The sequence below is a fragment of the Staphylococcus caeli genome (assembly GCF_900097965.1).
GTDB classification, from domain to species: domain Bacteria; phylum Bacillota; class Bacilli; order Staphylococcales; family Staphylococcaceae; genus Staphylococcus; species Staphylococcus caeli.
Genome location: NZ_FMPG01000018.1, coordinates 22,650 through 31,489 on the forward strand (window position 1 = coordinate 22,650; position 8,840 = coordinate 31,489).

General features: G+C 32.6%; 17 protein-coding genes and 2 tRNA genes. 5 read left to right on the forward strand and 14 right to left on the reverse strand.

Annotated elements, in window-relative coordinates; translation table 11 throughout:
• Nucleotides 1–141: 141 nt before the first annotated feature.
• The 14 genes from BJS11_RS12190 to BJS11_RS12255 all read right to left on the reverse strand — a co-directional run bounded on the left by BJS11_RS12190 (nucleotide 142) and on the right by BJS11_RS12255 (nucleotide 6,969).
• A complete protein-coding gene (locus BJS11_RS12190) occupies nucleotides 142–456 on the reverse strand; it encodes a hypothetical protein (RefSeq protein WP_036851127.1) in 315 nt (104 codons plus the stop codon).
• An 84-nt stretch (nucleotides 457–540) separates the two neighbouring features.
• On the reverse strand, nucleotides 541–1,050 hold the full coding sequence (locus tag BJS11_RS12195) for a hypothetical protein (RefSeq protein ID WP_036851125.1): 510 nt from the start codon (nucleotides 1,048–1,050) through the stop codon (nucleotides 541–543).
• Nucleotides 1,047–1,262: a hypothetical protein gene (locus BJS11_RS12200; protein ID WP_036851123.1), complete on the reverse strand. Its 216-nt coding sequence runs from the start codon at nucleotides 1,260–1,262 to the stop codon at nucleotides 1,047–1,049. Before BJS11_RS12200 ends, BJS11_RS12195 begins: the two co-directional genes overlap by 4 nt.
• Before the next feature lie 12 nt (nucleotides 1,263–1,274).
• Nucleotides 1,275–1,634 (reverse strand): single-stranded DNA-binding protein, encoded by a 360-nt coding sequence (locus BJS11_RS12205; RefSeq protein WP_036851122.1) that lies wholly within the window; start codon nucleotides 1,632–1,634, stop codon nucleotides 1,275–1,277.
• A gap of 4 nt (nucleotides 1,635–1,638) precedes the next feature.
• On the reverse strand, nucleotides 1,639–2,205 hold the full coding sequence (locus BJS11_RS12210; protein WP_036851120.1) for a Sak single strand annealing protein: 567 nt from the start codon (nucleotides 2,203–2,205) through the stop codon (nucleotides 1,639–1,641).
• On the reverse strand, nucleotides 2,202–2,498 hold the full coding sequence (locus tag BJS11_RS12215) for a hypothetical protein (protein WP_036851118.1): 297 nt from the start codon (nucleotides 2,496–2,498) through the stop codon (nucleotides 2,202–2,204). Before BJS11_RS12215 ends, BJS11_RS12210 begins: the two co-directional genes overlap by 4 nt.
• Nucleotides 2,485–2,832 (reverse strand): DUF7413 domain-containing protein, encoded by a 348-nt coding sequence (locus BJS11_RS12220; RefSeq protein WP_202813681.1) that lies wholly within the window; start codon nucleotides 2,830–2,832, stop codon nucleotides 2,485–2,487. Before BJS11_RS12220 ends, BJS11_RS12215 begins: the two co-directional genes overlap by 14 nt.
• Before the next feature lie 159 nt (nucleotides 2,833–2,991).
• Nucleotides 2,992–3,378, reverse strand: coding sequence for a hypothetical protein (locus BJS11_RS12225; protein WP_036851114.1), 387 nt, complete (start codon nucleotides 3,376–3,378; stop codon nucleotides 2,992–2,994).
• 56 nt (nucleotides 3,379–3,434) lie between these two features.
• The gene (locus BJS11_RS12230) at nucleotides 3,435–3,701 is read right to left on the reverse strand and encodes a hypothetical protein (RefSeq protein ID WP_036851112.1); all 267 of its coding nucleotides are present in this window, start codon (nucleotides 3,699–3,701) and stop codon (nucleotides 3,435–3,437) included.
• Nucleotides 3,702–3,838: 137 nt separating this feature from the next.
• Nucleotides 3,839–4,735, reverse strand: coding sequence for an AAA family ATPase (locus tag BJS11_RS12235; protein WP_036851106.1), 897 nt, complete (start codon nucleotides 4,733–4,735; stop codon nucleotides 3,839–3,841).
• Nucleotides 4,732–5,082 carry an HNH endonuclease signature motif containing protein gene (locus tag BJS11_RS12240; protein WP_046091362.1) on the reverse strand — a complete coding sequence of 117 codons (351 nt, stop codon included), beginning with the start codon at nucleotides 5,080–5,082 and terminating at the stop codon, nucleotides 4,732–4,734. Before BJS11_RS12240 ends, BJS11_RS12235 begins: the two co-directional genes overlap by 4 nt.
• A gap of 167 nt (nucleotides 5,083–5,249) precedes the next feature.
• Complete coding sequence (locus BJS11_RS12245) at nucleotides 5,250–5,471, reverse strand: hypothetical protein (RefSeq protein ID WP_036851104.1); 222 nt, start codon at nucleotides 5,469–5,471, stop codon at nucleotides 5,250–5,252.
• Nucleotides 5,472–5,586: 115 nt separating this feature from the next.
• Nucleotides 5,587–6,279: a hypothetical protein gene (locus BJS11_RS12250; RefSeq protein WP_036851102.1), complete on the reverse strand. Its 693-nt coding sequence runs from the start codon at nucleotides 6,277–6,279 to the stop codon at nucleotides 5,587–5,589.
• 501 nt (nucleotides 6,280–6,780) lie between these two features.
• Nucleotides 6,781–6,969, reverse strand: a complete 189-nt coding sequence (locus BJS11_RS12255; protein WP_036851101.1) for a hypothetical protein — start codon at nucleotides 6,967–6,969, stop codon at nucleotides 6,781–6,783.
• Nucleotides 6,970–7,099: 130 nt separating this feature from the next.
• On the opposite strand from BJS11_RS12255, the gene BJS11_RS14030 reads away from it, so the two are divergent.
• The 5 genes from BJS11_RS14030 (at nucleotide 7,100) to BJS11_RS12270 (ending at nucleotide 8,344) form a co-directional block, all read left to right on the forward strand.
• A complete protein-coding gene (locus BJS11_RS14030) occupies nucleotides 7,100–7,228 on the forward strand; it encodes a hypothetical protein (protein WP_015979565.1) in 129 nt (42 codons plus the stop codon).
• Nucleotides 7,229–7,232: 4 nt separating this feature from the next.
• Nucleotides 7,233–7,364 carry a hypothetical protein gene (locus BJS11_RS14035; RefSeq protein ID WP_015979566.1) on the forward strand — a complete coding sequence of 44 codons (132 nt, stop codon included), beginning with the start codon at nucleotides 7,233–7,235 and terminating at the stop codon, nucleotides 7,362–7,364.
• On the forward strand, nucleotides 7,361–7,843 hold the full coding sequence (locus BJS11_RS12260; RefSeq protein WP_036851100.1) for a hypothetical protein: 483 nt from the start codon (nucleotides 7,361–7,363) through the stop codon (nucleotides 7,841–7,843). The genes BJS11_RS14035 and BJS11_RS12260 overlap by 4 nt, the downstream gene beginning before the upstream one ends.
• A gap of 289 nt (nucleotides 7,844–8,132) precedes the next feature.
• A tRNA-Trp gene (locus BJS11_RS12265) sits at nucleotides 8,133–8,203 on the forward strand.
• A 69-nt stretch (nucleotides 8,204–8,272) separates the two neighbouring features.
• Nucleotides 8,273–8,344, forward strand: a tRNA-Pro gene (locus tag BJS11_RS12270).
• The last annotated feature ends 496 nt before the right edge of the window (nucleotides 8,345–8,840 follow it).

Below are 8,840 nucleotides of genomic sequence, written 5' to 3' on the forward strand. Positions count from 1 at the left end.
ATGTTCACGTATCCTCTACAATCTTTGCAAACTCCTAAACCATTACTCATTGGTATATCGAAGCAGTGGCAATATCTTTTGTCATTAAAGTATTTTTGTTTCATTGTTACCTTTCTAGTTTATTCTATACCTTATTATAAGCTATTTCTTTTTATTTATCAAGCGATAAGTCCCATAGACTACTAATAAAATAATTGTTATTATAAATAGCGGTGGAATGAATACAGTTATCGCAAACCAAACAATAGATATTAAAGTATAGATCATGATTTTTAGTATTAATTTACCAGCAGGAGTTTCTTGAAAGGTTATATCCTCATCTAATGATGAATCATCTTCTTTCGAATTGCCGTAAAATATTTTGTCTTCATTTACTTCGTACTTGTTACCGCAATAATCACATTTACCATTAGTGAAACTTGAAGACCCACAGGTTACGCATTGTATTAAAATCATTTTATTACCTCCTTTCTTTAACTATATGTATTATTATATCAAAAAAGCTCTAAGCTGTCAAGCCTAAAGTTTTTATTCTTAATATTATTGTTCTTTCAATTTATTCTTGAACCAAATGATTCGTTCTTTGAACCAAGCGTCAACTCCTTCAGGACGTAGCCATTTACCTTGTTTAACTCCATTCTTTTCCATGAACTCAATCACTTTAGTTGGAGTTTCTGGTTCGTCCCACATATTATATTTTGCTGAATGGTATTTACTAAACATTTCAAGCGTTTCGATGTAGCTATCTTTCAGAAGTTCCGTGTCAAGCAATTTTTGGGCTTTCTCAGCACGTTTAGCAAGTCGTTCGTTAACTTGTTCCAGTTGTTCCTTTTGTCGCTGTAAGCTCAAATTATGGTTAATATAAGCAATTTGCTGTGCATGTCGTCCAAGTTTGCCTTGTGTATTAAGCTCGATCAGTTTAGCCATTCCCTCGCCAAGAATTTCATCAGCCACAAAGTTATGTTTATATTTTTTATTTGTGTTGCGTACATAGTTGTCAAGCGTTTGTTTAATTTTAAGTTTTTTGTGTAGCTCTCTTAATGTTGTCAATTTAATACTCCCTCATATATTTTACCAAACTTTAAAGCGTTAATTTTAACTAACTGCTTCAATTCTGATATAAATTGCTGTTCTCCGTCAAAGTCAAATGGCATTGATACGTTTTCCTTGATCCAAGCGAAAGCTCCGTCAAAGTCTTGTCTTAATAAGCTCATTTTATCCACGATGTCGATAATTTGCTCTCTCTCTTCTTCTGTGTACATGTAACCACCTTTCTAGAAAGGAAGTTCTGATTCATCAACTTCAACAGGTTCAGAACCACCAAATAAGTCTTGTTTAGCTTGTGATTGACTACTATTATCATTAGTGATAAATACTTTTTCAACCGTAGGGAAAACAAAGTTATAATTTACGTATTCTCCTGATTCCTTGGCTTGTACACGACCGCTGACCGTTACTGTGTCACCTAATTGAATGAAATCAGGCAAGAAAGCCGAACCGTACGCAACTTTTACGTTAGATCCCTTTTCTTTTTCAAATAATGGGACTGAAATAATTTTCTTATCGCCTTTTGCTGTACTTACTGTACGTGTATTTTTTTCATTCGCTTGTGCTGTTACTGTGATGATTGCCATTTAATTATTCCCCTTTTTCTGTTTCTTGCTGTGCTAACCAAATCTTCATGATGTCGGTAATTTCTTTTTTAGTCTTATTTTTCAAGCTGTCAATATTTTGGTATCCTAGTTGTTCAGCTCGTTTTATAAGTGGCTGAATCTCTCTAAGTCGTTGTTTTTCTGCTTCAAGCTCTTTTTGTTCTTCTGTTAGAACTGGTAAATCTTCATTTGCATAAATATATAGCCCTAAACCATGACGAGCAATTGCCTTAACTAGTCCACGCTGAATGGCTTTATTTACGTCCATAGAAGTCAGTTTTTCAACTGGGATAGATTGGTTACGATAGTCCATTACAGGCAAGTATTCAATGTGCTCCAAGCCCTCAATAGTCATACCAACCTTAACCCATGCTGTGCGACCGTCTGTGTGATAATTTAACCCTTGTTCATTTTCATAAACTTTACTGTTAGCTTCAGGATATACTTTTTTAACTTCAGACCATGCATATGCCCAACTAAGATAATCTAAATTATTCTTTTTGCTTTTCTTATCATTTACATTAATAACGCTTAGTTCTTCAAATACACTCATTCGATAACCTCTTCTCTCCAACCTTGGCTTTTAAGCTCTGAGGCTTTTGTCAAATCAGATTCACTAGATAAATAAAACTCCGAAGCATACTTTTTTGACAAAGTGTGAAAAGCATGCCCAAAGTAAAGTTTACCTTTCTCGCTTGCATGATTTGCTTCATTAAATTCTAAATACATTACTGACACTTTTTCCTTTGCTGTATCTGAATCTTTCTCTTTTTTAAGTTTTTCAGTAACTTTTTTCACAACTTCTTCTAGCTGTTTTTCATCAAATTTAATATTAATTGTTTCCATTTACTCCTCTTTCTACAATGAAGACGTCGCCTTGTCTTGTAATTTCAATATTATATTTAAGCATAGGCAGGATCCAACCTTTACCCCAATAGCTCCATAATTCGCTTATCAAGCCATATAAGCACTCGTTAGGCTCTGCCCTATACTTTGTTTCGTTCATTTCCTCAAGCTCTTTAGATAGCTTTCTGACACCTCTAGCGTAATGTTTACTAGCTTTTTCTTCTGCCCTTAAACTTTTGTAGTTGCTTTTCATATATGAACTTTCTAATATCGTCTTTCTGCTGTTTTTCCTCTTTATCAGACCAACTAACTTTTTGGCCTTTTCGCTTGCCACTTTGATAAACTCGTCTGTTATCATCAGGAAAGCCATTTTTTTCAAAGTACATTCTAGCATATTCAAAGTAATTTAAGCTGTTGATGTACTGCTGACTATCCTTTTTGTGATAATTAAGAGTTATCAATCGTCTTTCAGCTAGTGATTCAAAAGATGTTATCATACTTCTTCTTCAACGAAACCTAAAGCTAACAAAGCTTTATATTCCTCGCTCCCCTCTTTAACTTCAAGAGCATCTTGCTCGAATTTTGTTAATTGTTTAGACTGTCCAGCATAATATAATGCAGTTCCTCCGCTACTATCAGAAAAGTTATAAAACTTAAATTTAGGTTCAATAACTTCATAACCGTTAATGACAGCTTCAACCATTTTCAATTGCTCGTAACACTCAAAAGCACTACTTGGACATTTATCGCCGCCTATCCAATTGTATCCATAACCAAAACGAGTGATGTGACAAAGCGCTCGTTTTTTGTTTATTTCATCTTCAAGGTTTCCAAAAGTTTCAAGATAATCAGCTTGTTTTTGCGTTAATTTGACTACCATTTGTTAGTTCTCCTTTATTTCTATATATACTATTATACCAAAATTAATTATCGTTGTCAAATATTAGATGATATTTTTTTATTTATTTCTACTTTTAATTGTAATGCCCTAATCAATGCACGCTTAGAATAATCATTTTCGCAAGCTGCATGCAATTTTTTCGACTGTCTGACTAGAAATTCAGCACGTCCAAGCCATACTTTGAAAAGTTCGTCATTATGCCATTCTGCTTTTACCATTTCATCTAATGCACGATATAACCAACCGTACACTTCAGCGTGTAAAATAATAGCTTTGTTCTTGTAGTCGTTCATTGAGTTCATTTTTTGCTCTCTCTATTAATTTAAAGTCATCACTGTATAAAACAGGTTTTGAATATTGTTCATTCATGTTAAACCTTGAATAATAGTCATAGAAGTATTCATTTACTTTTTCATGGTAATAAACAACGTATTTTTTATCACTCATTTTCTGTTACTTTTCCTTTCTCTTTAGCTAAGTCTAAGAAAGCCTGTGCCGATTCTTTCGTCGTTTCGATTGGAGTTTCAGCCTTTACTTTTTCCACTAGTTCGCTATCTGGTTCTTTTTTTGATTTATTGACGCAAGTGAATACTGAATCAACGTATGAAAAGTTTAAATCATCGTCAAACTGATATCCACGCGCTTTGACTGATAACTTAGAGAAGTCGTTATGCTTGCCACGTTTAGGGCTTAACATTAACATAAATTCTGCCCATGCTGTTAGAGTAGAACCACCCAAGGCGTCACTAGGCTTTACCATATATGCTTTATCGTCCATTGAGTTTGCATAAGCTGATTTGTTTGCATGAGCTACTAACAAGAAAGTAACGTCTTGGAAAAGTAACTTTAAGCGTGTAATTCTCCTAAGCATTGGTTCAAAGTCTTTACCGTAGATAATGTCTCCATTTCTTAGCATTGTCATTAAATTATCCAAGATCACGAATTTTATATCATTTTCTTTAATGTATTCATATAATAAGTTCATGTGGTGCGAATCATCAAGCATAAACTCTCCACCTGTCAAAAAATGTAAGTCTTCTGGTGCATTATCTTTATTTCTAAGCCTTTTGTTTAACTCTCTGTCAGTATCTTCATTGTCTATGTATAGTGTCTTGCTTCGCTTTGTATCATAACCAAAAAAAGGTAACCCTTGCGATACCATTAAAGCCATGTGCATTGCTAGAGAGCTTTTAAATGACTTAAATGGAGCTACAAGTATTCCAGCTTGTGAACTTGGCATTAACGTATCAATAAGCCAGTCATCTTTTAAATTTATTAAGTCTTCACGCTCTTTTAAGTGCTTGGCTGTCTGTACTTTTTCAAATATATTGGTCACTTTTTAATTCTCCCCTTTTGGTTTATAGTTTTCAATACATATATTCCGTGTAATGTATTTTCTTGGCTAGTACACCATTCTAGGTTATTTAAATCGTTATTTTGCTTGTTTCCGTCAATATGGTTTACTATTTTTTTATTTTCTGGGTTAGGAATAAAAGCGAATGCTAATAATCTATGTTTTTTCACTTTCAAAGTTCTATTATCAAAACTTGCTGAAAATTGATAATAACCGTCTTTATCTTTGCTCTCTTTTTTTTGTTTACCGTTTTTAGAAAATAGTTTTCCGTCTTTTGTTAATGTGTATCTTTCTAACACTTTTTTATATAATTCATCATTAAACTTCATTTCTTTCTCCTTTAGTATATAATAACAAAAAAGACTTGAAAAGTCAAGCCTTAAACCTATTAAGCTCCTTAGCTGTACTTACTTTATCAAATAAATTCAACTTTCATGCCTCTCAATTTATAACCTTTTTTAATCCTACGACTAATGCCACCTGGTTTTTTCTCAATTTAGTCACTAGTTACCTCCATTGGCTCTGATTCTACGCAATAAACTTTGAACGGCTTTTCTTCTTTTGCTCCATTTCCGAAAAATAGCTCCCATTGATAATTTAATAAAACACAAGTCTTAATAGCTTCGTGTTTTTTTGTATAAAGAGATAATCGTTTTCCGCTATAATTTTTAGCCACTGTGTCTTTATCAGTTGTTAGTGCCACATAGTAAATTTTCATTTATTTCTCCTTTTCTTATATCATGATATCAAATTATTTTATATTTGTCAATACTTAATTCCATTTTTTTCTTTTATGAATTTGTTTATACTATCTTGATTTAATCGTTTAGATATTATTTGAACCAAGATAAATCAATTTCATTAGCTAAATCAGCAATTTCTTTCAAGGCTTCTTCGTCTGTCATGCTTTTTAAATCACATTCTTTAAGTTTGCGTTCGATTTCATTAGCTGTTACAATCGCTTCTTCTAATGATTGAGTTCTAATAATATTTTTAGAAACTTGTTCTTGTTTAAGACGAAGTTTTTCTATTTCATCCGTTGTTTTGGGTTGTTCGTTATTTAATTTTTCTCTTATAGCGTCATCTTTTTTGCCATAAGTTTTTCTATAAATGATTTTTTCATATTCATCAGATGCCATTTTATTTGTTTTTGTGTTAAAGTTTTTCATATTTTTTCCATATTTTCTTCTAGCCCAACTTGCCAGTGATTTTTGATTAATGTTGTTTAAATATCTTTCGAAAGAATAAACTGTATGAAACTTTTGTTCATACTCAACTTTATTTGTTTCTTTGTTTATTGAGTATTTAAATGCTCTATCATACATAAAATTTAAGTAATCTGTGTGTAAATCTCCCAGAAGCGAATCATAATTGTCTCTTTTTTCTATTGTTTCTTTTGAAATTGCCTTACCTTTAGCTTTGCCTTTAGCTTTACCAACACGACATTTACGACCAGACTCTTTATATTTACATTTTGGGTTTTCTCCGTTACAATTAGAACAAAATTCTTGTTTAGGTCTAGCCATTTTTTTACCTCCTTTCTTGATGATAAATTAATTATATACTTTTATTTTAGACTTGTCAAGAATAAAAATATTGTTCGGAAATAACTATTGTTTTTATGCTTGTACATATTTATTGACATTTATTGTTCGGTTTTAGCTATTTTTTAATGTGCAAAAAAAACGTAGTAGAATATATTAACATTTAATTTGGTACACTAATAATTATTTTTCCGTACATTTTATTTTTCTTGTGTATTTAACATCTTTAACTTTAATGTGCAAAAAAAACGTAGTAGAATATATTAATCTTTAATTTCGGACACTAATAATTATTTTTTTACGAGTTGGAAAGCTCTAAGTTATAAATCACCTAATCAATCAAACAATAAGCTAATTGTGCTTACTGATACCATACTTTACAAACAGGACACACAATGCACTTACTTTCTGCCACTTCTAGTCAAATTGCGGTTAAGCGTAAAACAAAAGCCACTAAGGTGGCAATTATTTTTTTAATATAATTTATTTATTTTTCCCTAAATCAAAATGTATTGCTGGCTGACTATTCCATAGTTCTAATGTTTCCTTGTCTACTTCTGGTTGATTCATGTATTCTCTGTTCATTCTAGCTCTTGTATTAACTACTTTAATTTTAATACGTTTCTTGTATTCCTGTTGTCGTAAGTACATCAGATATTTATCTCTAGCCATAGTTACCTCCTATAAATAGTATAACACAAAATGCCTACAAAGTCAATCATAGCTTACATAACAGAGGATAAACCAAACCTGAAAAGTGCATTTGATATAATATATATATCAAGTTGAGAGAGGAAAGCAAATGACAGAGGAACAGCTACTATTTAAGCAAGAGACATTGTCAGAAGTTGACTTTAACGAGTTCTTACTTAACGCTGTTGAATGTGGTTTGATTAATCTTGATACAGCTTTAATTTTTAAGGGAGAATAAAGAAATGAATAAAGAGCATATTTTAGCACAAAAAGAAGTATTGACTCCGATTGAATATGAACACTATGTTAAGCACTTATTTGATATTGGAGAAATTACTAAAGAGCTTTATATTGAATTGAGTTCTGATTTATGAGCAAAGCCTTAGCTATTGACTTTAGCACCTCTAATACTGGTTACGCATTTCGTAATCCTTTGACAAATGAGTATGTAGTCGGTTCAATTGCAGGTGGTAAAAGTAAAGATCCTTTGGAACGTGCCAAGCTTATTGCTGACGGTATAACAGAAATTATTGAGCATTACAATTTATTTGACTACTTTATTTATATTGAAGAACCTATTATCACGTTCAAGTCTAAGGGAAACATCTCATTGATTAGAGCTAACGGTTCATTCTTGGGTGTCATGCGTAACCGTCATAACATTGGCTATGTTGATGTACCAAACAGTAAATGGTGTGGGTATCATCTAATTAAAGGTAAGAGTGCATTGCGAAAAGTACAAAGCATTGAGATACTCAAGAGCTATAACATAGTACCTGATAATGATATCAACGACGACATGGCAGACGCGTTCTGTATCTTACTCTATGTAGAAAGTCAGGAGAATGAATGATTGTAATTAATATTGCCTTGATTATTCTTGGCATTTTATATGGTGTAGGTTCGGTTACCAACTTTAAGGAGTGGTATTATCGCCATGACTATCTAGCTATTATGCTAAGTGTATTTACATCTATCTTATTGGTAGTGGCTGGAGTATTAAACGTTTTGAATTAAAAGAATAGGTGTACTGATTGACGGTACTTAAATGTCATAGAGTTGACAGCCAAGCATAGGGTGCAAACTGTAAAGCATACTGTTTGATTAAATGAGTACTAGCAACTAACAGCCCTTTGTATCTAGCGAACATAGTATAATGGTAATGCTACAGATTCCAAACCTGTAAACGTGGGTTCGATTCCTACTGTTCGTGTTCTCCTTTATTTTATTATATGTTATAAGTTATAGTTCTAGGTATTGAGCGTATTATGGCATATAGTAACAGGATATAGTGTTAATGGTAGCATGCGTGTTTTGGGAACATGTAGTGTTGGTTCGAGTCCAGCTATCCTGATGAGTGGTGTATAGTCCATAGACGAAGTGTTAAGCTATGGCACAACTATACAGATAACTGGTGCACGGTTATATCAGCTAACGAAAGTCCTAGTGTATTAAAGTGTCACAGGCATAACTAAGTGACAGCTGGTTAGAGTAATAAGGTGTACTAACGTGGTGTAGGGTTCGATTCCCTACTGCTCTATAATAAGATGCCAGCTACTGATAGTTAGTCATAGTTAGCAGTATAGTCTAATGGTAAACGTAGGTTCGATTCCTACTACTGCTATAAGACAAGGGGAGAAGCAAATGATTATATTATCTTTATTTATTATTATGTTGTTCATTAGTCCAAGTATAGCATTGTTGTTATTGCTATTGGTTATTAACCCAGTGTTCACGTTGCTATGGCTATTAGTGTGGCTTGCTATTAAACTATAAAGTAATTAGTAAAAGAAAATATTTTTTTATATATACTCCCCCCCATTAATCGCTATGTTAAGGGAAATTTTCAG